The sequence below is a fragment of the Methylosinus sp. is20ea genome (assembly GCF_059718135.1).
Map to the genome: position 1 here is coordinate 683,609 of NZ_AP046088.1, position 26,141 is coordinate 709,749.

Annotated in this window: 23 protein-coding genes and 1 pseudogene; 10 read left to right on the forward strand and 14 right to left on the reverse strand. The window is 65.9% G+C overall.

Features of this window, described 5'->3' with window-relative positions; genetic code table 11:
- Positions 1-10 precede the first annotated feature (10 nt).
- The 3 genes from AC6IY7_RS03030 to AC6IY7_RS03040 all read right to left on the reverse strand — a co-directional run bounded on the left by AC6IY7_RS03030 (position 11) and on the right by AC6IY7_RS03040 (position 2,041).
- Positions 11-334, reverse strand: a complete 324-nt coding sequence (locus AC6IY7_RS03030; RefSeq protein WP_497781542.1) for a c-type cytochrome — start codon at positions 332-334, stop codon at positions 11-13.
- A 33-nt stretch (positions 335-367) separates the two neighbouring features.
- A complete protein-coding gene (locus AC6IY7_RS03035; protein WP_497781543.1) occupies positions 368-1,585 on the reverse strand; it encodes an LL-diaminopimelate aminotransferase in 1,218 nt (405 codons plus the stop codon).
- Between the two features lie 81 nt (positions 1,586-1,666).
- On the reverse strand, positions 1,667-2,041 hold the full coding sequence (locus tag AC6IY7_RS03040) for a hypothetical protein (RefSeq protein WP_497781544.1): 375 nt from the start codon (positions 2,039-2,041) through the stop codon (positions 1,667-1,669).
- Between the two features lie 240 nt (positions 2,042-2,281).
- On the opposite strand from AC6IY7_RS03040, the gene AC6IY7_RS03045 reads away from it, so the two are divergent.
- From AC6IY7_RS03045 to AC6IY7_RS03065, 5 genes and pseudogenes are all read left to right on the forward strand, one after another.
- A complete protein-coding gene (locus AC6IY7_RS03045) occupies positions 2,282-4,525 on the forward strand; it encodes a PHA/PHB synthase family protein (RefSeq protein WP_497781545.1) in 2,244 nt (747 codons plus the stop codon).
- A gap of 478 nt (positions 4,526-5,003) precedes the next feature.
- Complete coding sequence (locus AC6IY7_RS03050) at positions 5,004-5,882, forward strand: hypothetical protein (RefSeq protein WP_497781546.1); 879 nt, start codon at positions 5,004-5,006, stop codon at positions 5,880-5,882.
- 50 nt (positions 5,883-5,932) lie between these two features.
- A pseudogene (locus AC6IY7_RS03055) lies at positions 5,933-7,111 on the forward strand (IS3 family transposase).
- 385 nt (positions 7,112-7,496) lie between these two features.
- A complete protein-coding gene (locus AC6IY7_RS03060) occupies positions 7,497-7,757 on the forward strand; it encodes a zinc-finger domain-containing protein (RefSeq protein WP_497781547.1) in 261 nt (86 codons plus the stop codon).
- Positions 7,758-7,767: 10 nt separating this feature from the next.
- Positions 7,768-8,931, forward strand: a complete 1,164-nt coding sequence (locus AC6IY7_RS03065; RefSeq protein ID WP_497781548.1) for an FAD-dependent monooxygenase — start codon at positions 7,768-7,770, stop codon at positions 8,929-8,931.
- Here AC6IY7_RS03065 and AC6IY7_RS03070 read toward each other — a convergent pair.
- Positions 8,922-9,515 carry a TMEM175 family protein gene (locus AC6IY7_RS03070; protein ID WP_497781549.1) on the reverse strand — a complete coding sequence of 198 codons (594 nt, stop codon included), beginning with the start codon at positions 9,513-9,515 and terminating at the stop codon, positions 8,922-8,924. The genes AC6IY7_RS03065 and AC6IY7_RS03070 overlap by 10 nt on opposite strands.
- 153 nt (positions 9,516-9,668) lie before the next feature.
- Between AC6IY7_RS03070 and AC6IY7_RS03075 the strand changes: the two genes are divergently transcribed.
- Positions 9,669-10,562 (forward strand): MipA/OmpV family protein, encoded by an 894-nt coding sequence (locus tag AC6IY7_RS03075; protein WP_497781550.1) that lies wholly within the window; start codon positions 9,669-9,671, stop codon positions 10,560-10,562.
- Between the two features lie 49 nt (positions 10,563-10,611).
- Positions 10,612-10,998, forward strand: a complete 387-nt coding sequence (locus tag AC6IY7_RS03080) for a hypothetical protein (protein WP_497781551.1) — start codon at positions 10,612-10,614, stop codon at positions 10,996-10,998.
- A gap of 526 nt (positions 10,999-11,524) precedes the next feature.
- Here the strand turns inward: AC6IY7_RS03080 and AC6IY7_RS03085 are convergent.
- The 3 genes from AC6IY7_RS03085 to hppD all read right to left on the reverse strand — a co-directional run bounded on the left by AC6IY7_RS03085 (position 11,525) and on the right by hppD (position 15,350).
- Positions 11,525-12,532 carry a fumarylacetoacetate hydrolase family protein gene (locus tag AC6IY7_RS03085; protein ID WP_497781552.1) on the reverse strand — a complete coding sequence of 336 codons (1,008 nt, stop codon included), beginning with the start codon at positions 12,530-12,532 and terminating at the stop codon, positions 11,525-11,527.
- A 10-nt stretch (positions 12,533-12,542) separates the two neighbouring features.
- Positions 12,543-13,841, reverse strand: coding sequence for a homogentisate 1,2-dioxygenase (gene hmgA / locus AC6IY7_RS03090; RefSeq protein ID WP_497781553.1), 1,299 nt, complete (start codon positions 13,839-13,841; stop codon positions 12,543-12,545).
- 399 nt (positions 13,842-14,240) lie between these two features.
- Positions 14,241-15,350, reverse strand: coding sequence for a 4-hydroxyphenylpyruvate dioxygenase (gene hppD, locus AC6IY7_RS03095; protein WP_497781555.1), 1,110 nt, complete (start codon positions 15,348-15,350; stop codon positions 14,241-14,243).
- Positions 15,351-15,440: 90 nt separating this feature from the next.
- Here hppD and maiA point away from each other — a divergent pair, with 90 nt between their 5' ends.
- Complete coding sequence (gene maiA / locus AC6IY7_RS03100; protein ID WP_497781556.1) at positions 15,441-16,073, forward strand: maleylacetoacetate isomerase; 633 nt, start codon at positions 15,441-15,443, stop codon at positions 16,071-16,073.
- A gap of 314 nt (positions 16,074-16,387) precedes the next feature.
- On the forward strand, positions 16,388-17,047 hold the full coding sequence (locus tag AC6IY7_RS03105; RefSeq protein ID WP_497781557.1) for a peroxiredoxin: 660 nt from the start codon (positions 16,388-16,390) through the stop codon (positions 17,045-17,047).
- A gap of 84 nt (positions 17,048-17,131) precedes the next feature.
- On the opposite strand, the gene AC6IY7_RS03110 is transcribed toward AC6IY7_RS03105, so the two are convergent.
- The 7 genes from AC6IY7_RS03110 to AC6IY7_RS03140 form a co-directional block, all read right to left on the reverse strand.
- Positions 17,132-17,824: an HD domain-containing protein gene (locus AC6IY7_RS03110; RefSeq protein ID WP_497781558.1), complete on the reverse strand. Its 693-nt coding sequence runs from the start codon at positions 17,822-17,824 to the stop codon at positions 17,132-17,134.
- Complete coding sequence (locus tag AC6IY7_RS03115; protein ID WP_497781559.1) at positions 17,821-20,052, reverse strand: CHASE2 domain-containing protein; 2,232 nt, start codon at positions 20,050-20,052, stop codon at positions 17,821-17,823. Before AC6IY7_RS03115 ends, AC6IY7_RS03110 begins: the two co-directional genes overlap by 4 nt.
- 70 nt (positions 20,053-20,122) lie before the next feature.
- On the reverse strand, positions 20,123-20,998 hold the full coding sequence (locus tag AC6IY7_RS03120; RefSeq protein WP_497781560.1) for a FecR family protein: 876 nt from the start codon (positions 20,996-20,998) through the stop codon (positions 20,123-20,125).
- Between the two features lie 13 nt (positions 20,999-21,011).
- Complete coding sequence (locus tag AC6IY7_RS03125; RefSeq protein ID WP_497782767.1) at positions 21,012-22,340, reverse strand: tetratricopeptide repeat protein; 1,329 nt, start codon at positions 22,338-22,340, stop codon at positions 21,012-21,014.
- Between the two features lie 84 nt (positions 22,341-22,424).
- The gene (locus AC6IY7_RS03130; protein WP_497781561.1) at positions 22,425-22,916 is read right to left on the reverse strand and encodes a hypothetical protein; all 492 of its coding nucleotides are present in this window, start codon (positions 22,914-22,916) and stop codon (positions 22,425-22,427) included.
- Positions 22,917-23,032: 116 nt separating this feature from the next.
- A complete protein-coding gene (locus AC6IY7_RS03135; protein ID WP_497781562.1) occupies positions 23,033-23,725 on the reverse strand; it encodes a Crp/Fnr family transcriptional regulator in 693 nt (230 codons plus the stop codon).
- 69 nt (positions 23,726-23,794) lie between these two features.
- Positions 23,795-25,591 carry a PHA/PHB synthase family protein gene (locus tag AC6IY7_RS03140; RefSeq protein WP_497781563.1) on the reverse strand — a complete coding sequence of 599 codons (1,797 nt, stop codon included), beginning with the start codon at positions 25,589-25,591 and terminating at the stop codon, positions 23,795-23,797.
- Positions 25,592-25,618: 27 nt separating this feature from the next.
- Between AC6IY7_RS03140 and AC6IY7_RS03145 the strand changes: the two genes are divergently transcribed.
- Entirely contained in the window at positions 25,619-26,131 is a 513-nt protein-coding gene (locus AC6IY7_RS03145; RefSeq protein WP_497781564.1) for a DUF4142 domain-containing protein, read from the forward strand.
- The last annotated feature ends 10 nt before the right edge of the window (positions 26,132-26,141 follow it).

The following is a 26,141-nucleotide window of genomic DNA, read 5'->3' on the forward strand; positions in this document are numbered from 1 at the left end:
CGATCCAGCGTCACTTGTGCTGGATCGACGCAATATAATCGAGCAGAGCCTCGATCTGGCCGGGCGAGAACTCGAAGCGCGGCATGTCGAGCCCGCCATGGCCGACGACGATGCCTTCGGCCAGCGCCTCCTCGAGATTCTCGAGCGGATATTTTTTCGCCAGCGCGCGGAATGGCGGCGAAGCCGGATTGGGACTCTTTCCATGCGCGCCGGTCGCATGACAGCGGCTGCAATTGGCTTTGGCGATGGCGCGGCCGCGCTCGATCTGCATGTCCTGCGCGAACCCCGCGCTCGCAGCGAGGACAGCGGCGATCACGACCAGAATGAAACGCATGGCGCCCTCCCCTCGCTACGACGATCGTGCGCGTCAGCCGCGCGCCTGCAGCGGCACGACATTGTGCAGCGTCGTCTCCGCGCCCTCGAAGAAGCGGCGCAGATTGCGCGCCGCCTGGCGGATGCGCTGCTCATTCTCGACGAGCGCGAGACGCAAATGCCCCTCGCCATGCTCGCCGAAGCCGACGCCCGGCGCGACCGCCACATCCGCCTTCTCGATGAGGAGCTTGGAAAATTCGAGGCTGGTCATGCCGGAAAAGCGCTCCGGAATCGGCGCCCAGACGAACATGGAGGCGGAAGGCGCTGGAATCGTCCAGCCCGCCTGAGCGAAGCTCTCCACCATCACGTCGCGGCGCTTCTTATAGATGGCGCGCATCTCCTTGATGCAATCGTCCGGGCCGTTCAGCGCCGCAGTCGCCGCCACCTGGATCGGCGTGAAGGCGCCATAGTCGAGATAGCTCTTCACCCGCGCCAGCGCCGCGCAGAGCCGCTCATTGCCGACGGCGAAGCCGATGCGCCAGCCGGCCATGGAGAAGGTCTTCGACAGCGAGGAGAACTCGACCGCGATATCGATCGCGCCATTGACCTGCAGGATGGAGGGCGGCGGATTATCGTCGAAATAGACCTCGGCATAGGCGATGTCGGAGAGCACGAAGATGTCGTGCCGTTTCGCGAAGGCGACGAGATCCTTGTAGAAATCGAGCGAGGCGACCGTCGCCGTCGGATTGGCCGGATAGCAGACGACGATGGCGATGGGCTTCGGAATCGAATGCGCGACGGCCTTTTCCAGCGCATGGAAGAGCTGCGGCGTCGGATCGGCGGGCACGGAGCGGATGACGCCGCCAGCCATCAGAAAGCCGAAAGCGTGAATGGGGTAGGAGGGATTGGGCGCGAGGATCACATCGCCGGGCGCGGTGATCGCCTGCGCCATATTGGCGAAGCCCTCCTTGGAGCCGAGCGTCGCCACCACCTGCGTCTCGGGATCGAGCTTCACGCCGAAGCGGCGCTCGTAATAGCCGGCCTGGGCGCGGCGCAGCCCGGCGATGCCCTTGGAGGCCGAATAGCGATCGGTGCGCGGACGGCCGGCCGTCTCGACGAGCTTCTCGATCACATGGCGCGGCGCGGGCAGATCGGGATTGCCCATGCCGAGATCGATGATGTCGGCGCCGCCGGCGCGCGCCTTGGCCTTGAGCCGATTGACCTGCTCGAACACATAAGGGGGAAGACGCTTGATGCGATAGAAGTCCGACATCGCCGATATCCGTTGAAAGCTCCGCCGGCCCCTTTTTTCAGGCGCGGCGGACGATTGTGACGCGAAACCCTTTCGAAAGAGCTAGGGCCGTTTCGTTTCGGCGCGCCGTTCTTTCGGCGCGTCGGGAATTTTGACGCGGCCGCCGCGGGCGCGATTGGCGGCCGCGGCGGCGGCCAGCTCTTTCTCGAGCGCAGCGGCGCGGGCGGCGCTCTTCTTGGCGTCCTTCTTGACGTCGGCCGCCGGCGTCGGCGCGGCGAAGGGCGTGTAGCTCGTGGCGCCCGTCCGCGAATGGGCGACGAAATCGGCCGGCGGCGACGGCGGACGGCGCATGTCCAGCCCCTCGAAGAATTTGCCGATCGACGCTCCGACCGTCTCCGACCCGCTCTCCTGCGCGCGCGCGCCGCCAGTGGCGGCGGCGGCGAGAAAGGTCAGGCAGATCACGAAACGCGAGATCATCGGCTTCTCCGGATAGCTGCTTTTCGTCATAGAGCGACAATGAGGCTTTGATAAGGGGGCCCGGACTTTGATAAGGGCGCCAAGACAAGGAGGCTCCTGCCCTTCCGCGACGCATCGCCGCGCTTAAGTATTGGAGGAAGCGCTTTTCTCCGGGGGAGACGGTTTCCGAACCTTCGCGGGATATGCTCTAAGGAAGAGACGAGGCCGGCGGCCGGGGAGCCGCCGAGGACAGGACAGCTCATGACCGCACAACGCCGTTCGCCTGCCGGAGCCAAACGGCGGCCCCCGCTTCGCGCGGCGGCCGAGCCCCAGACTGCGCCGCCCGAGGCGACGAAGGGGCGCGCGGCTGCCGACGTCGAGCGGAGCCTGAAGCTCGCGCCCAAGGGACATGGCGCAAGCAATGCCGCAAGCAATGCCGCGGGGAAAAAGGCCGAGAGCCCCGTCGTCGAATCGCGCGCTGCGAAAGCCGCGAAGAAAAAGAAACCGCAAAAGCCCGTTCAGGAGAAAGCGGCGCCGGCTCCACGCCCCGGCGAGACGCGCCGTCGCGACGCGCTCGACGCCGCGGCCGCGCTGCTGACCAGCGCCGCGGGGGAATTGACCGAGGAGCAGCGCCGGCTGCTGGTCGAGCGGCTGCTGCTCCATGCGGAGGCCGTTCCCGAGCCGCCGGAGCCCGCCCCGCGGACGCGGTCGCCGGTCCGATCGCCGGCCGCGCCCAGCGGCCATGACTTCGAGGTGTTCGCCGAAAATCTGGCGCGGCTGGTGGATCAGGGCCGCAAGGCGCTGGCCGCCGCGATCGGCGGCATGGAGCCGGGCGACACGCGCAGCGAGCTGGCCAGCAATGTCGCCGATGCGGCCAAGACGCTCGGCGTCGTCGCCGAGCGCTGGATGGTTAATCCCGAGCAGGCCTACGCCGCCCAGGCGACGCTCGTCTCCGGCCTCACCGACATATGGAGCCAGACGCTGCGCCGCTTCTCCGGCGAGGACACGCCGCCGATCGTCCCGCCGGACCCCAATGACAAGCGCTTCGCCGCGCCGGAGTGGAACGACAATCCCTTCTTCGACTGGCTGCGCCAATCCTATGCGCTGACGACGCGCTGGGCCGGCGAGACGGTGGAGAGCACCGAAGGGCTCGACCCGCAGGTGAAGGCCAAGGCCGGCTTCTACACGCGGCTGATCGCCAGCGCGCTGTCGCCCTCCAATTTCGTCGCCACCAATCCCGAGCTGCTCCGCGCCACGCTGGACGCGCGCGGCGAAAATCTCGTGCGCGGCATGAAGATGCTGACCGAGGATCTCTCCGCCGGCCATGGCATGTTGAAGCTGCGCCAGAGCGACGAGAGCAAGTTCGAGCTCGGCGTCGACATGGCGACAACGCCCGGCAAGGTCGTCTATCGCACGCAGGTGATGGAGCTCATCCAATATGCGCCCTCGACGCCGACGGTCTATGAGCGCCCGCTGCTGATCGTGCCGCCGTGGATCAATAAATTCTATGTGCTCGATCTCAATCGCGAGAAGAGCTTCGTGCGCTGGGCGACGGCGCAGGGCCTCACCGTCTTCGTCATCTCCTGGGTCAATCCGGACGAGAGCCAGGCGGAGAAGGGCTTCGACGCCTATATGAAAGAGGGCGTGCTCGCCGCGCTCGATGCGGTGCAGAAAGCGACGGGCGCGCCGCATGTGGCGGCGGCCGGCTATTGCGTCGGCGGCACCATGCTCGCCGCGACGCTCGCCTATATGGCCGAGAAGGGCGACGACCGCATCGACAGCGTGACCTTTCTGGCGACGCAGGTGGATTTCACCGACGCCGGCGACATGCAGGTGTTCATCGACGAGGCGCGCCTCGCCGCGCTCGACGAAGCCATGTCCCGCACCGGCTATCTCGAAGGCGTCAAAATGGCGACGACCTTCAATATGCTGCGTCCGAACGAATTGTTCTGGACCTATTTCGTCAACAACTACATGAAGGGCGTCGAGCCCGCGGCCTTCGATCTGCTCACCTGGAACTCCGACTGCACGCGCATCCCGCGCGCCAATCATCTGTTCTATCTGCGCTATTGCTACATAGAGAATGCGCTGTCGCAGGGCCGCATGGTCATAGACGGCGTCACGCTCAATCTGCGCAAGGTAAAGATCCCGATCTATGAGCTCGCCGCCAAGGAAGACCACATCGCGCCGGCGCGTTCCGTCTTCACAGGGGCGAAATATTTCGGCGGCGAGGTGCGCTATGTGCTCGCCGGCGCGGGCCACATAGCAGGCGTCGTCAATCCGCCGGCGAAGAACAAATATCAATTTTGGACCGGGGGCCCGCCTATCGGCCTTTATGAAGACTGGGCCAAGACCGCCCATGAGACCAAGGGCTCCTGGTGGGGCGACTGGCTCGCCTGGCTCACCGCGCAAGCTCCGCGGCGCGTGCCGGCGCGCATCCCCGGCGACGGCGCGCTGAAGCCGCTCTGCGACGCGCCGGGAGATTATGTGCGCGTGCGGGGGTGAGGCGAGTCGCGCCCCCGCGACGTCAGCGCGATCGGGTGACGCTTTCCTGGTCCTGATGGGCCCTAAAGGACCCGTCTCGAAGGACGAAGAAAGCGTCATGCGCCGCTTTTTAGAGCTTCCGCCTTCGCGCTTCGAGACGCAGCCTTCGGCAGTTCCTCGGCATGAGAGCGAGGATTGTCGCTTTCGGGTAGCGCGTCGGTTTGACTTTCCGTTCGTGACTTGAAGCAGACATTCAGGAAGTCTTCTGGCGATATCGACGGTATCTGAGGTGAACTGCGGGGCCACGTTGAGATGGAGTGCGCTTTGGCGCACACTGACGGGCTTGCATCAAATTTTATTTCGAAGTGGCTTGGACAATCGGATGTGGCGGACTGGCGTCCAGGGGCGATCTGAGGCGTTGAGCTGAGACGCACCCATCGGTAAAATGAACCACCACGTCGCATAGAGACAACTGAAAATGTTTAGACGAATTGCGATAATGGCTAGCTTCCTGCTGTGGGAAGCGGTCTCGGCGCACGCGATGACGTTCTCTTGGCGTGACGACTCAACTGTGCATGCGTCGGGACCGATTGAAGAAGGCGACGCGGCTCGATTCGAGGCGCTGCGAACATTCAACACGTTGGAGTTAGACAGTCCCGGCGGGCTAGTCGTCGAGGCTTTAAGAATAGCTACAAACATGGATGTTCGTGGCGGCATCCGCACGGTCGTCAAGCCAGGCCAGTCTTGCGCCTCCGCATGCGCGATGGCGCTGTTCGTTTCGGGCAAACAAAGAATCGTCTACTGGGGCGGTCGCCTCGGCATCCACTCTTGCGCCTTTCGGGAGGGCGCTCAATTCCCCGAATGCAACGAGGCCATGGCCACTAACGCTACCGCACATGGCGTGCCTTGGGGAGTCATCGGGGGGTTCGGCAACTATACGAAACCAACGACCATGATGTGGATCGGGGCCGAAGAATCGGAGTGCTGGGGATTCATGAGATGGAGCGCCGAAGATACCGAGAGCAACGGCGTTGCATGTTTTCAGATGAGCCTGTGGAGACGCGACAACCGTAAGCCACCCGAAGTCACGGCCGAAAACGCCAACTATATTTTATGCAGAATGAACGCAGGCACGTCGCTCGTTCATATCGCAACGGGCGACGAACAGCAGGGCTTTTCCGCCGCCTACCGTAAAGCTTGCGAGCGTGTTGCGTCGGACCCGAAGACGCCTAAGTATGCGGCTGTCGACATCATTATGTGGCTGGCTCTTGCCGACCCCGATGTCATGGCGCTAAAGCCGGCGACGCTGATGATGAGCATTTTGAACGGTGATGGAACCAATATCGGCAATTGTTGGAAGTGCGTGACGTGCCCCTGAAAAATCCCACCAGCATCGATTAGAGTCCGACCGATTGCAGGACGGACACGATGAAGAAGAAACGGTTCACGGAAGAGCAGATCATCGGGATTTTGCGGGAGCAGGAAGCCGGCGCGAAGGCGGCGGACCTCGCGCGCAAATACGCGGTTTCGGAGACGACGCTCTACAATTGGAAGGCCAAATTCGGCGGGATGGACGTTTCCGAGGCCAAGCGGCTGAAGGCGCTGGAGGAGGAAAATGCCCGTCTGAAGAAACTCTTGGCCGATCAGATGCTCGATGCGGCGGCGCTTCGCGAGCTCCTGGCAAAAAAATGGTAGGGCCCGCCTCGAGCGCGAAGCCGTCGCGCACCTTCAGGCCGTCATGGGCCTGTCGGAACGTCGGGCCTGCCGGATCGTCGCGATCGATCGCAAGACGGCGCGCTACACGTCGACACGCCCGGCCGACGCCGAGCTTCGAGCCGAGCTGCGCGATCTCGCCAATGCGCGGCGGCGCTTCGGCTATCGGCGGCTGTTCATCTTGCTCCGGCAGCAGCGCTCGGGCAAGAACCGCATCTATCGGCTCTACCGCGAGGAAGGGCTGACGGTAAGGAAGCGCCGCGCGCGCCGCCGCGCCATGGGAACACGGGCGCCGATTCTCGTCGAGGCGAAGCCGAATGCCCGATGGTCTCTCGACTTCGTGCACGACCAGCTCGCCAGCGGCCGACGATTCCGCATCCTGAACATCGTCGACGACGTAACGCGTGAATGCCTGGCGGCGATCCCGGACACGTCGATCTCCGGCAAGCGGGTGGCGCGCGAGCTGTCCGCGCTGATCGAAAGGCGCGGCAAGCCCGGCATGATCGTTTCCGACAATGGGACGGAGTTCACCTCGAACGCCGTCCTGTCCTGGTCGGAGGAGAACAAGGTGGAGTGGCATTTCATCATGCCGGGCAGCCGATGCAGAACGGCTTCTGTGAGAGCTTCAACGGCCGCATGCGGGACGAGCTGCTCAACGAGACGCTGTTCTTCGGCCTCGACCACGCGAGAGAGAAGATCCGCTCTTGGATTCACGATTATAACCACCGGCGCCCGCACTCTTCCCTCGGCTATGCGACACCCGCGGACTATGCGGCCGCGCTCACCGCAACAGGCGATCGGCTGCGCAACCCGGACCAGCTCCGCCGATCGCCTGTTGCTCACCCCACGCCCGCGGGCGTATCAACCGCCGGGACTCAACTCGCCGCTGGATGAAACTTCGGGGGCAGGTCATGCGTTACCATAATGGGCATGTCAAAGCTTATGAACGGCTATCCCAAAGAGGCAGTGGCAGACTTTAGGAAGGCCATAAACCTTGTTAAGCGAGACATAGGCTCTGCGCCCAGATGGCTTACGTCAAGATTTGATTTGGCGGCAGAGGAGGCAAAGAAAGTTCCACAATAATATTTGGCTCAAGTCGATGCGCGGACGGCGAATGGCCGCTTCTGGCGAATCGCAGAAAACGCAAAACCGACCAAAACCGACCCACTCCCCCGTTTTTGCCGCGCCGCCCTCCCCGCGACCTTCCTCCCCCTACCCAAAACCGCGCGGCTCCAATATAGCTTCGCCCAGCCGAATGACCGCCGAGGGACCTCCCGCCATGTCGCACGACTCCACTCCGCATTTCCACAATCAGCCGGGCGTCGCCAAGATCAAGGTCGGCTCCAAGGAATTCATGTGCATCGGCGCGCTGCCGCCCTTCGACCATCCGCATGTCTTCATCGACATGGGCGCGGCCGACGAGGCCGTCTGCCCCTATTGCTCGACGCTTTATGTCTTCGACGCCGCCCTCGGGCATGGCGCGGCCGATCCGGCCGAATGCGTCTATCATTCCGAGACCGTCCTCGACCCGACCGCCTGACGCCGCGCGAATGGGCGACCCCTTCGTCGTCGTCGGCGCCGGCATAGGCGGGCTCGCCGCGGCCATCGCTCTGGCCCGCGCCGGCCGGCGGACGCTCGTCCTGGAGCGGGCCGAGCAAATCGAGGAAGTGGGCGCCGGCCTGCAGATTTCGCCCAACGCCGGCCGCATCCTGCAGGATTTCGGCATGCGCCCGGCGCTGGACGCTGTCGCTCTCGAGCCCCGCGCCCTGAACATCAGGCGCGCCGCCGACGGCGCCATTCTGGCGCGCCTGCCGCTCGCTGCGGCGCGCGACCGCTGGGGCGCGCCTTTCCGCGTCTTCCACCGCGCCGATCTGCAGAAGGCCCTGCTCGACGAGGCGCTGCGCCTCGGCGTCGAGGCGCGCACCGCCGCGCGCTGCGACGGCTTCGCGCAGGACGCGGGCGGCGTGCGGCTGACTGTGGGCGAGGAGACTCTGGACGCCGAGGCGCTGATCGGCGCCGACGGGCTGCGCTCGACGATTCGCGATGCGCTCGGCCTGGTGGCGGCGGATGCGCCCGGCCCCGTGGGGCTCACCGCCTGGCGGATGCTGATCCCGATCGACGCCGCGCCCGCCGCCCTGCGCGAGCGGGAGACCCACATCTGGCTCGGACCGGGCGGCCATATCGTCCATTATCCGCTGCGCGACGCGACCATCGTCAGCGCCGTCGCCATTGTCGAGGACAGCGCCGATCGCGGCCCGCTCGCCGAGACGCGCACGGGGGCGGAACTCGTCCGCGCCATGGGTTTCAAACGCTGGAGCCGCGATTTGCGCGCTCTCCTCGAGGCCGGCGGCGAATGGCGGCGCTGGCCGCTCTATGCCCGGCCGGAGCTCGCGCGCTGGGGCCGCGGCCGCGTGGCGCTGCTCGGCGACGCGGCGCATCCCATGGTCCCCTTTCTCGCCCAGGGCGCGGCCCAGGCCATCGAGGACGCTGCCGCGCTCGGCCGCGCCTTCGCGGATGGGCGCGCAGAGGTCGAAGCGACGCTCGAGGCCTATCAGGCGGGACGGACCGAGCGCGCGATTCGCATTCAGCGCGCCTCGCGGCGCCAGGGCGCCAATTGCCATTACGCCGGGCCGATGGCGACGCTGCGCGACATCGCCGTCCGATTCATGGGCGGCGAGGGCGTGCTCGCCCGCAACGCCTGGATCTATCGCTGATCGTCCGAGCCCGCGACGACGCGCTCTATGCGCGGATCCGGCGCGAGCCACATGATCGCGACCGCCACATAGAGTCCGAGCGCCAGCAGCGGCGAGACGAAATAGCCGGCCGCTATGGCGCAGAGATACATGACGATCGAGGCCCTGCCCTTCGCATCGCGGCCGACCGCGCCGGCGAGCGTCGAAGCCGGGCCGTCCGCCCGCAAAATCGCCGCCGTCAGCAGATAATAGGCGATCGCCGGCATGAGCAGCGCGACGCCATAGAGAATGGTCGGCGCGCTGGCGAAATCATTGTCGGCCATCCAGGCGGTGGCGAAGGGAATGAGCGACAGCCAGAACAAGAGATGCATGTTCGCCCAGAGCACCAGCCCGTCCACCCGCGAGACGGCGTAGAGCAGATGATGGTGATTGTTCCAATAGATGGCGACATAGGCGAAGCTCAGCACATAGCTGGCGAAAGTCGGCGCGAGGGGCGCGAGCGCCGACCAGTCGGCGCTGTGCGGCGCTTTCAGCTCGAGCACCATTATGGTGACGATGATCGCAACGACCCCGTCGCTGAAAGCCGCGAGCCTATCCTTCTCCATCGCTTCGCTCCGATCGCGCCCATTTCCGGGACGCCCATTTCCGGGAGTGGACGCATAGCGGCGAAAAAATGGCCGCGTCTCCACGGACTTGGCAGCCATGTCCGCGGGCTGATAATGATGACGAATTGGTTACGCTGCAACGAGGGTCCGCCTATGCCTCTCGCCCGCGCCGCGATGATCGGCCTTCTCGCCTGCGCCGGCCTTGCCGCCGCAGAGTCTTTTGTGTGCGTGAACTCTTTCGCGCGCGCGGAAGGCGCGCCAGTGCGCGCGGAGAATACGCCGGCGCGCGCGCAAGACGCGCCGCCGCCCGTCCCGACATTCGCCGCGGCGGAAGAGGGATGGATCGTGACGGTTCGCGCCATCGGCGCGCTCTCCCCGAGCTTTCCGGGCTCGGGCACGCTGCGTCCCTACCCCTTCCCGTCGATCAGCTTCCGGCGCATCGGCGAGGCCGAGCTGTTCTCGGCGCCGGACGACGGATTCGGCTTCGCGATCATCGACTCCAACGGCTTTCGCGCCGGCCCGGTGGCCAATTTCGTGTTCAAGCGCGGCCAGCGCGACGGGCTCTATGGCCTGCACACCGTCGAGCTCACCCATGAGATCGGCGGCTTCGCCGAATATCAGAGCGAGCATTTCCGCACGCGCGCGGAGCTGCGGCAGGGCATAGACGGGCACAAAGGCTTCGTCGCCTCGCTCGGCGCGGATCTCTATGGCGGCGACGGCCGCGCGACTTTGTCCTTCGGACCGCGCCTCAGCCTCGGCGACAATCGATACGCCAACGCCTATTTCTCGGTCTCGCCTTTCGAGGCTCTGGTCAATGGGCGCATCGAGCCTTATGAGGCCAATGGCGGATTCACCGCGGCCGGCGGCCTCGCCACCTTCCGCTACGACTTCAGCAAAGACACCAACGCCACTTTTTACGGTGGCTTGCAGCGGCTGACGGGCAGCGTCGGCGCGAGCCCGATTCCCAATGAGATCGGCTCGCGCAATCAATTCACCGCCGGCCTCTCGATCGCGCGCTCCTTCGAGATTCGCGGATTTGCCTGGTGAAGCCCGCACGCATGGCGCGCGCGGCGCTTCTTGACTCTCGCTAGGATGAGTGCAAGTCTCGCTCACTATGGCCAATAGACTACGCTCGATCTTCTTCCGGCGATTGGCGCTGGGGCTCTATACGCTGACAATCATCGTCGGCGCGCTGGGCTTCGCGTCGCATCGCGGCCATGGTGGGGCGGGCGTCAGCGTCTTCGAGGATCGCGCCGCCTTCTGCCAGGATTTCCAAAAGGCCCATAGCGCGCCCAAGACGCCCTTCGTCGTCTGCTGCGACGCATGTGTCTCCAGCGCGCCGCCGGCCCTCCCGGCGGTCATCACGCATATTATTTATCGTTTCGAGATTTCCACCCGTTTCGATTTCGCCTCTCGCCTCGGTCGGGACCTCGATGAGAGCCCGGACAATCTCCGCTCGAGAGCGCCGCCCGCCTTCGTCTGATACGTCGATGCGGCCCTCCAGGGCGCAATGCGCCCAGCTAGTTTCCTAAGCACAGCCTCCCCGTTTCGTCCTGCGTTCTCTCGCGCGGGCGTCGCATAGGCCACAGGAACAAGGAACACGAATCGTCGCCCTCTACTCCCGAGAGAAGCGACGATTCGAGCGGACTTCCGCGAGCGCTCGCCGGTTCAGATGGCGGACCCCGTAGTTGCGTCACCCCATGTCTCATCCTCGACACGCCTTTCCCCGAGGCGTGGAAATCTCCCCCCGATACGAGGCGGGACATAGCGACGGAAATGCGGTTCAGGGCCGGTGAGGCTCGCGGAATCTGTCGACCGACTTGAAAGGCGGAGATCGGACCTCCCTCCGACGAGCTGCGCCTTACAGAGCGAGCGTTTGAGCGGACCTCTATGGTCCATGCCGCCTCGCTCCTCTTGTCGGCCGCCACTGCGCGGCGCTCCCTCTCCCCCGGGGGAGCGCCGCCCTTGGCCCGGCCGCTCCCGTGATATCCCGCAAATTGCCCCGGCGCTCACGCCACGACCACCTCCTGCTCGATCGCGCCGAAGATCGAATGGCCCTGCGCATCGCGCATTTCGATGCGAATGCGGTCTCCGGGCTTCAAGAATGGCGTCCGCGCCGCGCCGCCGATGAGGCTCTCCACGACGCGCTGCTCGGCAAGGCAGGAATAGCCCACCCCGCCCTCGGCGATCGGCCGCCCGGGCCCACCATCCGCCGCGCGATTCGACACAGTGCCGGAGCCGATGATCGAGCCCGCCGCCAGCGCGCGGGTGCGCGCGGCATGGGCGATCAGCCGGCCGAAATCGAAGGTCATGTCGAGACCGGCGTTCGGCCGGCCGAGCGGCGCGTCATTGACGAAGGAGAGCAGCGGCAGAGCGAGCCTCGCGCCGTCCCAGGCGGCGCCGAGCTCGTCCGGCGTCACGGCGACCGGCGAAAAAGCCGAGGCGGGCTTGGATTGAAAAAAGCCGAAGCCCTTGGCGAGCTCGCTCGCAGTGAGGCCGCGCAAGGTCACGTCATTGACCAGCATGACGAGCGCGATGCGCGCGCGCGCCGCCTCGGCTCCGACGCCAGCGGGAACGTCATCGGTGACGACGGCGACCTCCGCCTCGAGATCGAGGCCGTATTTCTCGTCGAGGAAGGGGATAGGATCGCGCGGGCCCAAAAACCCGTCCGAGCCGCCCTGATAGATCAGCGGATCGCTCCAGAAGGAAGCCGGCATCTCCACGCCGCGCGCTTTCCGCACCAGAGCGACATGATTCACATAGGCCGAGCCGTCGGCCCATTGAAAGGCCCGCGGCAGAGGCGCGGCGCAATCATGCTCGCGAAAGCGAAACGACGGGAGCAGCCCCGCCTCCAGCCGCCCAGCGAGCGCGGCGAGACGCGGCGCCGCGCGCGGCCAATCATCCAGCGCCGCCTGCAGAGTCGGCGCGATATCCGCCGCCTCGGTCGCGCGCGTCAAATCCCGCGAGACGACGACGAGCCGTCCGTCGCGGCCCTGCTTCAAAGACGCGAGCTTCATATCCACTCCTTTAGGGCGCGCCGTCGAAGCGGCGGCCGAGCCCCGCCCAGCAATCGGCATAGTCCTTTTGCAATGTCTCGAGCGTCGCCGCGTAACGCGTCAGATGCTGCGGCAGCCGCGTCTCCAGCATGAAGGCGAGCGTCCCCTCGAGCTTTTGCGGCGTCAGCGCCTCGGCCGTCGCCTGCGCGAAGCTCGCCGCATCGGGCCCATGCGGCAGCATGCTATTGTGCAGCGAGACGCCGCCGGGCAGAAAGCCCTCCGGCTTGGCGTCATAGCGCCCATAAATGAGCCCCATGAATTCGCTCATCACATTCATGTGGAACCAGGGCGGCCGGAAGGTGTGCTCGGCGACGAGCCAGCGCTCGGGGAAAATCAGAAAATCGATATTGGCGGTCCCTTCCCGCTCGGACGGCGCCGTCAGCACGCAGAAGATCGACGGATCGGGATGATCGAAGAGCAGCGCGCCGACCGGCGCGAAGCGCGTGAGATCATATTTGTAGGGCGCGTAATTGCCGTGCCAGGCGACGACGTCGAGCGGCGAATGATCGAGCCCGCAGATGAAGAATTTGCCGCCCCATTTCACCGTGAGCCGGCACGGCCGCTCCGCATCCTCGAAAGCGGCGACCGGCGTCTCGAAATCGCGGGCGTTGGCGAGACAATTGGCGCCGATCGGCCCGCGGTTCGGCAGCGTGAAGGGCGCGCCGTAATTCTCGCAGAGATAGCCGCGCGCCGGACCCTGGACGAGCTCCGCCTTGAACTTCACGCCACGCGGAATGACGCCGATCTCGCCGGGCGCGATCTCCATTGCGCCGAATTCCGTGACGAAGCGCAGCGCGCCCTCTTGTGGGACGAGCAGCAATTCGCCGTCGGCGTCATAGAAATAGTCGTCGGTCATGGAGCGCGTGACGAAATAGAGCCCGGCCGCCATGCCGCTCTGCGCATCGACGTCGCCCGCGGTCGTCATCACGCGCAGGCCGGCGAGAAAGGTGAGCGGCCCATCGGGCATGGGCGGCGGGCCCCAGCGATAACGGCCGAGCGACAGATCATGCTCGTCGCGCGCCGGCGCGCTTTTCCAGAAGGGGAGCTCGAGCCGCTCGAAACGCCCGACGTGACGCACGGACGGGCGAATGCGATAGAGCCAACTGCGCCCATTGGCGCCGCGCGGCGCGGTGAAGGGCGAGCCCGACAATTGCTCCGCATAGAGCTTGTAAGGGCAATACTGCGGCGAGTTCTGGCCGACGGGCAGAGCGCCAGGCAGCGCCTCGCTGGCGAATTCATTGCCGAAGCCGGACATGTAGCGGAGAGTCATGGCTCATACTCCGATGATGACGGCGCGAGCGACCAGGAAGCGGAGAGAAAGGCGGCCGCCCCCTTCCCGGCCCTCCCCCGCTGCGCGCTATCGAATGCACACATCCTCCTCGCCCCAGCGACGTCCTGGCCGGGCTTGTCCCGGCCATCCACGCCAACACGCGGAGGCGTCTTAAGAAGTTTGGCGTGACGCCGAAGCTCCGGCGAAGCCCGACATGGGATGAAATCCATCGATACCGGGCGCTTTCCTTTGGTTTCTCAGTTGTTTGGCGTGGGTGGCCGGGACAAGCCCGGCCATGACGGCCGCAGCGTCTCGCGATATATGAATCCGATAGCCCACTGCGCGGGAAGGGTGAGGGAGGGGGTGTCGAGCGTCGCTCGAGCGACACGCTTTCACCCCTCACGCTCCCGCGCGCAGCACGCCGCGCTTCACCTGATCGTCCTCGATCGACTGAAACAGCGCGCGAAAATTTCCCTCGCCGAATCCCTCGTCGCCTTTGCGCTCGATGAATTCGAAGAAGATCGGCCCGATCACCGTCTTGGAAAAAATCTGCAACAGCAGCTTGCGGCCCTCGCCATCGATCAATATTCCGAGCTCGCGCAAGCGCTCGAGCTTTTCGCCATGCCCGGGCAGCCGCTCCTCGACGCGCGCGTAATAAGACTCCGGCGGCGCCGGCATGAATTGCAGCCCGCGCGCCCGCAGAGCCGAGACCGTGCGATAAATATCGTCGCAAGCGCAGGCGACGTGCTGAATGCCCTCCCCCCTGTACGCGACGAGATATTCCTCGATCTGACTCTTGTCGTCGACGCTCTCGTTGATCGGAATTCGTATCTTCCCGCAGGGGCTCGTCATCGCGCGCGAATGCAGGCCGGTGAGCTTTCCCTCTATGTCGAAATAGCGAATCTGCCGGAAGGAGAAGAAGCGCTCGTACCAGCCCGCCCATTCGTCCATATGGCCGCGAAACACATTATGCGTGAGATGATCGATCACGGTGAGGCCGACGCCCTCGGGGCGCGGATCGCGCGCGCCGGTCCAGCGGAAATCGACATCCCAGATGGAGCCGCGATCGCCATAGCGATCGACGAGATAGACGAGCGCGCCGCCGACGCCGACGAGCGCCGGAATCTTCAATTCCATCGGCCCGATCCGGGTTTCCGCCGCGCTCGCGCCCAAGGCGAGCGCGCGCTCGAAAGCAAAGCGCGCATCCGTGACGCGAAAGCCCATTGCGCAGGCGCAAGGTCCATGCGCGCGCGCGAAAGCGGCGGCGACGCTGTCGGGCTCGGCGTTGAGCACGTAATTCACATCGCCCTGCCGAAAGAGCGTCACATTCTTGGAGCGATGCCGCGCGACAGCGACGAAGCCCATCTGCTCGAGCAGAGCCGCGAGCTGCGCGGGCTCTGGATGCGCGAACTCGACGAATTCGAAACCATCCGTTCCCATCGGATTTTCGGAGACCCGCGGATTTTCGGCGACCTGCGGATTTTGTGCGATCTGCGGAGAAGGCGACATTGCGAGCCTCCTTGCGATTTGAGCTCGCCTTCAACATATTGCGTCCGGCCGCCGATTGTAGGGCCGGCGGGCGGCCGGGAGGCGCCTCGCGTGAAGCTCTATGATTATTTTCGCTCATCCGCCGCCTATCGCGTGCGGATCGCGATCGAGCTGAAGGGGCTGGCCATAGAGCGCATCCCCGTCCATCTCGCGCGCGGCGAGCAGCGCCGGCCCGATTATCTCGCGAAAAATCCGCAAGGCCTCGCGCCGGCGCTCGAGCTCGACGATGGAACCATAATCACGCAATCATTGGCGATCATCGATTATCTCGACGCGCTTGCGCCGCAGCCGCGGCTGACGCCCGCCGATCCTCTGCTCGCGGCGAAGGTTCGCGGCGTCGCGCTCGCCATCGCCTGCGACATTCATCCGCTCAACAATCGCCGCGTGCTCGACTATCTGCGCGAGCGGCTCGGACAGGACGATTCCGGGGTCGACGGCTGGGTCCATCATTGGGTGCTGAAGGGCGGGCTCGAGGCGGTGGAGCGGCTCATCGAGCCCGGCCCCTTCTGCTTCGGCGCGCAGCCGACGCTCGCCGATGTCTGTCTCGTCCCGCAACTCTTCGCGGCGCGGCGCTTCTCGACGCCCCTCGAAGCGCTGCCGAAGCTCTGCGCCGTTGAGGCGCATTGCCTCGCCCGTCCCGCCTTCGCCGCGGCCGAGCCGTCGCGACAGGCCGACGCCGAATGACGACATGCGAAGCCGCGTCGTCGACGAGGCTTTGTCGCAGTCGCGACAAAGCCGAATCCGAGGCTGGAAGAAAGAAATTCTTCTGTTTCATCGCCGTTCGATCAAATCATTCTATGCTTCATTTTCCTGAAAACAGGATCTGTCGAAAGTGTCGCACAAAAGAGAAAGTTCCGGCCTAGTACAATTGCCGACAAAAATCACGTTGAAGGACAATTCGCCTTCGGTATGATTTCTGCACGACGCGGTTCGAGCCGCCGCGACTCTCGTGAGCGACGACGCAATAGGGTTCGAGCATCGAGCGAGGAGTAACGCATATGCCGCTCCAAATTGGCGAAGCAGCGCCGGATTTCGAAGCCGACACGACAGAGGGACGCATCAAATTCCATGATTGGATCGGCGACTCTTATGTCGTGCTGTTCTCCCATCCCAAGGACTTCACCCCCGTCTGCACCACCGAGCTCGGCTATCTCGCCAAAGTGAAGGCCGAATTCGACAAGCGCGGAACCAAGATCATCGGGCTCAGCGTCGACAAGGTCGACAATCACGCCGCCTGGGCCAAGGACATAGAAGAGACCCAAGGCGCGGCGCCGAATTATCCCGTCATCGGCGACGCCGATCTCAACGTGTCCAAGCTCTATGGAATGCTGCCGGCGGCCGCCTCCGGCGATTCCTCGACTCGCACGCCGGCCGATAATCTGACAGTGCGCAATGTGTTCATCATCGGCCCGGACAAAAAGATCAAGCTCGTCATCGCCTATCCGATGACGACGGGCCGCAATTTCGACGAGGTCATTCGCGTGCTGGATTCGATCCAGCTCACGGCGAAGCATCGCGTCGCGACGCCGGTGAATTGGAAGCAGGGCGACGACGTCATCATCGCCGGCTCGGTCTCCGACGATGAAGCGAAGACGATCTATCCAGAGGGCTGGAAGGCGCCCAAGCCCTATCTGCGCATCGTTCCGCAGCCGAAGTGACGCGCCGCCGTCATCCGACACGAAGCAAAGAAGCGATCCGGGTTCCGGGTCGCTTTTTTGTTTGCGCCGCAGAGACTGGCGGCGTCACCGCCCAGCGGCGCGCAGCCCTGCTATGCCGCGCGCGAGATTGACGCGCGCGGAGGCGTCCCATGCCGCGCGCGTCTCCGCGCGACGAAACACCGGCGCATCGCCTCTCGCGAGCCCTTCCAGCATCTTGGCCTGATTGGCGGCGAATTCGGCCTCTTCGACGCCGACCGACTCGGAGCGAATCTTCTGCGTATTGGCCGCGAAGATTTCCCAAGGCGCGGCGAGCGGGCTCAAATCGAGATCGACGAAAAGATCGAGATCGGCGGAAAAGCCGGGATAATGCTCGATGGTCGCGCGCGCGCCGACATGATCGGCCGTCGCCATGACGAGGTCCTCGACCGCCTTCGCCTCGTTTCCGTCGAGCAGCGTGTGGCGATGGAAAGTGGCGACGCTGTCGCGCACATTCTGCCGGTCGAGACGCGTCTTTCCGTCCGGATCGCGCGCGAGATGGACGGCGTCGTGCCAGAAGATCGCCGCCGCGATCAGATCCGGCCGCGTCGCCAGCCCATCGAAAAGCTCGAGGCCCGCCAGCAGCTCGTCTATATGCGCCCAGCTGTGATAGGCGCGATGTGGTTGGCGATAGGCCGCGTCCAGCGCCTGATAGGCCCCCGGCTCATGCGCCGGCTCGATCCGCCGCCAATAGCGCAGCCTGCGCGCTTCATTCGCGCTTTCCATTGTCGCGCCCGTCATTTGCTGTCCATCTTCCAAATGGGCGCGCCTCCCGCCATGGAGGGTGGAGCCGCCTCGAAAGCCGCGAATCGCTGTTCCATAGCCATATAACAACCACTCCAACGCGGCTCGACCGTCGCTTTCAGCGTCGCCGCCGCGGCGCGGGCGCGGGTGAAATCCCCTTCGGCATGATAACGCATCATCGTCACATGTTCGTCACGCCAGACGGCGAAGGCCTCGCTCGCCGCGAAGCTCTCGTCTCCGGCGAGCGCGAAAATGCGCGTCGGCGTCGAGCGCCCGACAACGAGCGCCGCGCCGAGATCGAGCCAGGCGAATTCCGCGGCGGCGTCACGCAGATCGCCGGAAACGAGAATATCCACGCAAAACCATTTACACAGTCCTTCGAGACGCGATGTGAGATTGACCACATCGCCGAGGATCGAATAGTCGAAACGCCGCGTCGATCCCATATTTCCCACGCTGCAAGGCCCGAGATTGAGGCCTATGCCCATCGCGGCGCGGCGGTAGGCGCGGTCCTCGCGCGCCGCGACGGCCGCGCGCTCGGCGTTGAAGCGCACGAGCGCGGCGCGCATGGCGAGCGCGGCGCGGACGGCCTTGCGCGGATGGTCGGCGATATCGAGCGGCGCATTCCAAAAGGCGACGATGGCGTCGCCGATATATTTGTCGACCGTGCCCTCGCGATCGAGAATGGCGTCGGTCATGGGCGTCAGATAGGCGTTCATGAAATGTGTGAGCTCCTGCGCGCTCAGCCCCTCGGAGATAGAGGAGAAATCGCGCAGATCGGAGAACAGCACGGTGAGCTCGCGCGTCTCGCCGCCGAGCACCAGCCGCTCGGGATGTTCGACGAGGCCCTCGACGACGGCGGGCGCGATGAATTTGCCGAAGGCCATATGCACATGGCGTCGCGCCGCTTGATCTTGACGCCACAGCGCCACCGCGCCGACGCCGTAGGCGAGCGTGATCGAGAGGCTGGGGAAAGCGGCGTCGACCAGCAGACCGGAGCGATCGAAAGTGAGAAACGACGCGGCGAATAGAGCGACGATCAAGCCGATCGCGGCGAGCGCCGAATACAAGGGCGCGACCAGCGCCAGCAGCGCGGCGACGATGACGAAAGCGGCGCCGGCGACGACGAGCTCGAGGCCGCTCGCCCAATCGGGCCGCGACAGCAACGCGCCGGACAGCAGCGATTCGAGAATTTGCGCATGAATCTCGACGCCGGGAATCGCCGGCTGCAGCGGCGTCGCGCGAATATCGCCGAGACCGACCGCCGTGGTGCCGATGAAGAGGATGCGCCCCTCTATCTCCTCGCGCGGCGCGCGCCCCTGCAGCGCCGCCGCCGCCGAGAGCGCCCGCTCCGCCGCTTCGGCGCCATAGCGCGGACGAATATCGGCCCCGGCGCCGACGGCGATCTCGAATGCGCCCACCTTGACCGCATTGACGCCGGTCTGCCGTCCGAAGGCCGTCTCGCCGCTGGCGTTGGAGGAGCGAATGATGATCGTCGAGGCGCCCTGCGCGACGCGCAGCGCCTCCAGCGCCAGAGAGGGCGTGACGCCGCCGGGGCCGGAGGCGAGCAGCGGAATGCGGCGCACGACGCCGTCGCGATCGGGCGCCCAATTGGTCGCGCCGAGGCCGCGCGCCGCCTCCGCCAGCTCGTCGAGCGGCGCGACGACGGCGGGAAAATCGGCGAGGAAAGCCGCCGGATCGTCGCCTGCGATGGCGACGCCCGCCTTTTGCGGCGGCGCGCGCCTCGCTCCGGCGCCCGAGAGCGTGAGGCCGAGCGCGACCGGCGCCGCCGCGATGGATTGCGCGAACAGCCGATCATTGGGAATGGCGCGGGCCACGGCGGCGGCGATCTCCGTCTTGGCGGGGCCGTCGGGCAATTGCCGCACGAAATGATCGAGGCTCGTCTGATCCGCTTCGGCGAAGACGATATCGAAAGCGATGGCCGCCGCGCCAGCCGCCGCGAGCTTGTCGACGAGCTCGGCGAGCCGCGTGCGCGGCCAGGGCCATTGGCCGAAGGCGGAGAGGCTCTCCTCGTCGATGGCCACCACCCGCACCGGAAGGCCGGGATCATAAGGCCGCGGCGCGAGGCGCTGAAACGAATCGAAGACGAAATTGCGCAGATCGTCGAGCGCCGGCGGCTGCAGCCGCCCGATCGCGAGCACGGCCAGAGCCGCGGAGGCCGTCGCCAGGAGATAGGCCGGCCTGCGTCGCCGCGAGCGCTTCACTCACGCCTCCCTGCGCGTCCGCCACGTGCGAGCGAGCCTCGCCGCGGAACCAATTTCTTCGTCAAATCGCCTATAGAACAGGCCCGCCCGTATCGACGGGCGGCGGGTAATAATAATAGTCGTCCGGCGTTTCGATCGGCGGCGAGGGCTGATGGTCGACGCTCGCCTTGCTGCGCGCCAGCGCCTGGCCCGCCCAGAACGGGCGCAGAGTGTCGAGCCCCGGCTGCTGATCGATCTCGGCGAGGCCGAGCGGCGGCCGCGCGTCGCCCAATCCGAGCTCGGCCTCCTGCTCGGTCGGCGCGCGTTTCGCGCCGCCGCGCTGGCCGGGGGCGCTCGTCAGCCGGGCGGTCAGCCGGCGGATCGTCTCGACGCCGACGTTGATGGGATCGCCGAAAACGCCATCGGCCGAGACGCACAGGCCGACGCCGGGGCGCGACAAGCTGCGGACGACGCCTCCCGCGGAGATGGTCAGTCTGCCATATTGGTCGACGATCAACGCGCCGCAGCCGGGCTCGTCGAGCACGACCAGCGCCGCGCCGCCGCGCACGCCGATCGTCGCCGAGGGGATGCGCAGATTGGCGCCGCCGCCATGGCTGACGCCGCCGCCGACGAAGCGCAGCACGCCTTTGGCCATGGAGACGGCCTGCTCGCCGCCGACGCCGCCGGAATAGACGAAACGATCGATCGTCACCTGACTGTTGCGGCCGATCGACAGGGTCGACGTGTCGAGAAACACGATTTGCGCGCTGCCGTCGGCGCCGGTCTCGACGCGCTCGCGATCGACGACATCGGCGCCGAGCGCCAGCGGGCGCGCGGGACGGCCCGGAGGCGCGCTCTGCGCGCTCTGATTCACCGCGCCGACATTGCCGACGGCCTCGGCCCGCGCGCCGGAGGCGGTCGCCGCGATCAAGGCCATGATCGCGATCCTCTGCGCCATTCTGGACATGGGGGCTCCTCCTTCAGAATCGCGCGACCGGCCCGAACCATACGGACAGATTATCCGTGCGGAAATTCGGCAGGTTCGATTCGTTGCGGGCGTATTCGAAAGCGGCCGAGAGGCCGATCTCGCGCGTGACCGGCGCCTCGACCAGCACGCCGGCCGCCCAGCCGACGTCGCGCCGCGGCCGCCAGGGATCGACCATCGGATCGACGGCGTCGAAAGCGAGCTGGAAAATCCGCGCATAGGGCGCGATCGACCATTTTCGCCCGAGCGAGGCCAGAGGCGGATCGAAATCGAGCCTTGCCAGCGCCTGCTCCTCGATCTCGTCGAAGGATTGCGAGCCCAGAATGGCGTTGTGGCGGGTGAAGGCGGCGCGCGTCTCGAGGCGCAGCGCATCGGAGGCGCGCCAGATCGTCCCGAGCGAGGCGGTGACGGCGCCGCCGGTCGAAATGGCGCTCAGCGAGGCGAAGGGACCGCCGATGGAGACGCCGAGATAGCGATATTCGACGCCGGGCTCGATCGACAGCGATTCGCCGAGCAGCGGCAGGCGCGCGACGACGCCGGCGCCGCCCGAATTCAGAAAATTGCCGCCGCCGACATAAGAGGTGAGGCCGGTCACATAGGGTTTCACGCTCGCGCCGGGGAGAAACTCCGAGTCGAGCGTGAAGCGCGGCCCCGAGGAGAGGCCGAAGACGCCGACATTATAGCTCGCCACATGGAATTGCTGGGTGGCGTAGCCCTTGAAGCGCGTCTCCAGCTGCGCCGACCGCTCGGCGTCGAGATCGGTGTCATTGGCGATGTCGACGAGCTCGAAAGCGTTGAAATCGGCGCGGCGCGGCAGCGGCGACAGCACGCCCACGCCGCCGACCAGAAACAGCCCATTGGCCGGAAAAAAGGAGGCGTTGGACTGCGAGCGCAGGCCGGTCTGCAGCCGCGCCGACCAGCGGCTCGCTTCGGTCTGGCGCTCGACGTCCGGCAGCAGGGCCTCGATCTGCGCCTTTTGGGCGGGGTCGAGATCGGGCGCCTCGAGCGCGGCGCGCAGATGCAGAGCCGCGGTCTGATAGGCGCCGAGGCGGGCGTAGAGCACGCCCAGTTCCTTGCGCGCCCGCGCCAGCGCCGGATTGAAGGCGATGAGACGCTCCAGCGCGCCGATGGCCGCCTCGTGATCGCCGAGCTCCCGCGAGATCAGCACATAGCGATAGGTCGCTTCATAATCGGCCGGATGACGCCGCAAATGGTCGGAGAGCCGCGTCTGCTCCGCGCGCTCCTCGGGCTCGGCGGCCGCCGGCCCGGCGAACAGCGCCGCAGCGACGAGCAGCGACGCCGCAGCGGCCGTCTTTCGGAACATATCCAGCACGACATACCTCTCGGCGAAACATCGAGGCGCCGGCAATGGCGCGGGAAGAAAAGAGAAATTTCGCCGAAGGCGCGCTCAAGCTGACTCGAATCGCAGCCCCCGGCAAGCCGAGCCGCAGCGCGGCGGCAGAAAGCCCGCCGACTGTTGCCGATCCGTCACATCGCTCGATCGGCCCCGCGGCTGAGCGGCGAATCGCGAAAGGCTCGAGAAGGCGCCCGACGCGCGCCGCGCCGCGAGACGCTCGACGACGCCGAGGGCGGCCGCGATCGCGATCGCGTCCGGCGGCGCGGCCCGGAAGCGCGGCGCCCCCCGCGGCACGGACAGGAAGCGGCGCAGCACCAGCAGCAGCTCGGCGGCGAGGCGCGTCGCCCCTAGATCCAGCGCCCGCCGCAGGTCGGAGACGATGAGGTCGCGCACGAAATCCGCGCCGCGATCATCGCAGAGCATCAGATAGCTCTCATAGAGGGACTGATGAAAGGGCGAGGGAATCGCGCCGGGGATCATCTCGTCCGGCCCGAGCCCGCAGAGCTCGGCGCATCGGGACAATGGAATTAGAGCAAAAGACATAGCGGGCTCGTCTGGCGGACTCGTCTGGCGGGGTTGGACGCCCGCAACGAGCGAGCGTCGCCACTCTAGGCGGCGCCTCGCCGCCCCTCTGTGCGAGACCGCACAGAGCGACAGGCTCAGCCGGCCTGCTCGAGGCAGGTCGTCAGCCGCTGCTCCAGCTGGGAGGGCCGCAGCAGAACCAGACCGCCCCTGATCTTCTCGGCGAGACCCTCGTGGATCATGGCCTGCACCTCTCGATTGACCTGCTCGCGCCGGCAACCGATGCGCGCGGCCAGATCATGCTGCAGCGGCGGCGGCGAGATGATCGCCTGGCCGTCATGACCCTTGCGCGGCAGAGCGAGGCGCAAGAGCTCGGCGTAGAGCCGATGGCGAAGATCGAGCACGGAGCGCTCGAACAGCCGGGCGTTGAGGTCGCGGATGCGCTTCGTCAACAGCCGCAGCACTTTCTCACAGGCCGCCGGCTGCGAGAAGAGCACGGTCTTGAACACGCTCGCCGGCATGATGCAGAGCTCCGATTTCGTCAGAGCGGTGACATTGGCCGAACGCTCGGCGCCGTCGATCGCCGCCATTTCCCCGAAAATCTGGCCGGGATGGAGGTCGCAGAGAATGACCTCCTTGCCCGCCGGCGTGCGGATGAGCACGCGCAGATCGCCGGAGACGATGAAATAGACGTCGGTCGAGCGATCGTCATAATCGACGACGAGCTCGCGCTCGTCGACGCGCCGCCAGATGCATTTGCGCGCGATCCGCTCCGCCTCGGCGGCGTCGAGCCCTTCGAAATAAGCTATGCGTAACAAAGAATACGACACTTTATCGCCCCGGCCAAAGCCACAATTTCAGTTTGACAATTAATTTGCCGCGCGTCGAGGGGAAAGCGCTCACCGTTCATGGACATAGTTTCCGGGCGCGGCGCAGAGCGGCGGAAAACCGCGCATGGCCGCCCCCATGGCCGGCGGCGCGACGCGCTCCGCGGAGCCATGGGCGGCGAGCCATTCGGTCCAGAGCGGCCACCAAGAGCCCCGCTCCCGCCGCGCCGCCGCGAGCCATTTGTCGGCCGAGACATAATGATCGCCGGCGCGGCGCAGGCCGACATGATAGGAGCGGCCGCCATGCCCCGGCTCCGAGACCACCCCGGCGTTATGGCCGCCGGTCGTCAGCGCGAAGGTCAGCTCATTGTCGGTGAAGAGGTGGACTTTGTACACAGAGCGCCAGGGCGCGATATGGTCGGTCTCGGTGCCGACGACGAACATGGGCGCGGAAATATCCTTCAGCGCCACCACCTCCCCGTCCACGGCGTAGCGGCCGGCCGTCAGCCGATTCTCGAGGAACAGCCCGCGCAAATATTGCGAATGCATGCGATAGGGCATGCGCGTCTGATCGGCGCTCCAGGCCATGAGATCATTGGGCTTCTGACGATCGCCGAGCAGATATTCGCGCACCGCCTTGGACCAGACCAGCTCATTGGAGCGCAGCGCCGCGAAGGCGCCGGCCATTTGGCGCGTGTCGAGCACGCCCTGGTCCCACATCATGTCCTCGAGAAAGGCGACCTGGGCCGCGTCGACGAACAGCATCAGCTCTCCGGGCTCGCTGAAATCGGTCTGCGCCGCCAGCAGAGTGAGGCTGGCGAAGGGCTCGTGATGGTCGCGCGCCATGGCGGCGGCGGCGATGGAGAGCAGCGTGCCGCCGAGGCAATAGCCGCAGGCGTGCACCTTGCGGCCCGGCAGCACGGCCTCGATCGCATTCAGCGCGGCGAGCACGCCGGAGACGCGATAATCGTCGAAGGAGAGGTCGCGATCTTCCGGCGTCGGATTGCGCCAGGAGATCATGAAGACGGTGAAGCCCTGCGAGACCAGATAGCGCACCAGCGAATTCTGCGGGCGCAGATCGAGCACATAATATTTCATGATCCAGGCCGGCACGATCAGGATCGGCTCGGCGAAGACGCTGTCCGTCGTCGGCCCATATTGGATGAGCTCGATCAGCTCGTTGCGGAAGATCACCTCGCCCGGCGTCGCCGCCACATCGACGCCGACGCGAAAGCCGTTCCCGCCATTGGGCGTGTTGAGCAGAGCGCGCGCAAAATCCTCGAGGAAATTCTCGGCGCCGCGCAGGAGATTGGCGCCGCCTTCCTTGGTCGTGCGGTCGATGACAGTGGGATTGAGCCAGAAGGCGTTGGAGGGAGAGAACAGAGCGAGCCATTGCTGCGCCATGAAGGCGACGCGGGCGGCGTCATTGGGCGTCATGCCGCGCGCCTCGCGCGTCGCCTGCCGCCACCAATGCTCGCTCGCGAGAAACCCCTGTTTCCAAAAGGCGAAAGGCGGCGCGTCCCAGGCGGGATCGTCGAAGCGCTTGTCGAAAGGCGCAGGCGCGAAGGGCGCCGCCGCGACCTCGCCCTTCGCGGCGTGCATGGCGAATTGCGCGTATCTGGCGGCGTCCTGCGTGGCGGCGAGCGACAGCTCGATCTGCCGCCCCGGCGCACGGGAGAGATGCGTCGCCCAATCGAGCCAGGCCGACATTTGCGCGAGCGGCGACACGCCATGCGTGATGCGCGCTGTGAAGGCGCGGGCGGCGCGATCCAGCGTGTCGAAGGAGGGGATTTCCCCGGCGAGGTCGAGCTCGCGCGGCCCGTCCTCGACGGTCGGGGGTGGCGGCGTCACGGTCGAGACGAGATTCATGCGGTCGCTCCTCTTGCGCGCAGGCCCATGTCGACCCAGCTTCATGAAACGCAAGTGACGGCGCAGGAATCGTGGCTCGAGGAGACGACGATGCAGCGCGCAGCTTATGTTTCGGCGAAGGACTTCGTCGACAGGGTCATGGTCGCAGGTCGTTTCGAAGTCTACACGAGCGAGCTGGCGACGCGCTATGCCCGATCCGCCGCGGTCAAGCGCTTCGCGCAGCAAATGATCGCCGAGAGCCGCGAAACCGAAGAAGAATTCGCTTCGACGCTGGAAAAAGCCTCGATCGAGCCCCCCATAGACGCGATGGACATCGCCTATAGCGCGAGATATTTTCCTCTGCCGGCCTTCGGCCACACGGAGGATTTCGACGATTCATACGTCCTGCAGCAGGTCGAGGTCCATGAGGACGCCATCTCGCTGTTCAGCGACTATGCCGCGCGTGGGCAGGCGCCGGAGCTCCAGGCCTTCGCGGCGCGCCTGCTGCCGCGGCTCGAAGAGCGGCTGCGCATGGCGCGGGAACTGACGATGCGGCGGTGAAGGGCGCGCG